We start from the raw sequence: 328 nt of genomic DNA, 5'->3' as shown, positions 1-328 counted from the left end.
GCGCCGACCGTGGCCAGTTCGCGACTCTGCCAATCGAGGTTGTCACGCTCGAAAATATCGCCAAACAGATGGGTTTGCAGAAACTGGTTGATCACCGGAGCAAAATCGAACACACCGCCGCTGACCGGGCCGCCGGTCAGGCGCGTCTGGTTGGCCGTGCCCACGTCCAGCAACTGCTCACCGGTCGGGAGGCTGCGGCTGGGTTCGCGTCCGGGCGCATCGTGAATGCCGCGCTCGTTGCGGGCCTGCAGCACGCTCATCAGCTCATTGAGGGCGTTGAGGCTGCGCGGGAAGCCGACGTAGGCGTAGAGCTGCACCAGAATCTCGC

General features: G+C 64.3%; 1 protein-coding gene. It reads right to left on the bottom strand.

All coding sequences use genetic code 11. The annotated features are described in order from the left end of the window. On the bottom strand, positions 1-317 hold a 317-nt coding region (locus AC0L3U_RS38875), incomplete at its 3' end, for a carboxymuconolactone decarboxylase family protein (protein ID WP_473365039.1). Positions 318-328 lie beyond the last annotated feature (11 nt).

This window comes from Bradyrhizobium sp. Kon69, assembly GCF_055807515.1.
This window is presented reverse-complemented; position numbering and strand designations above follow the sequence as displayed.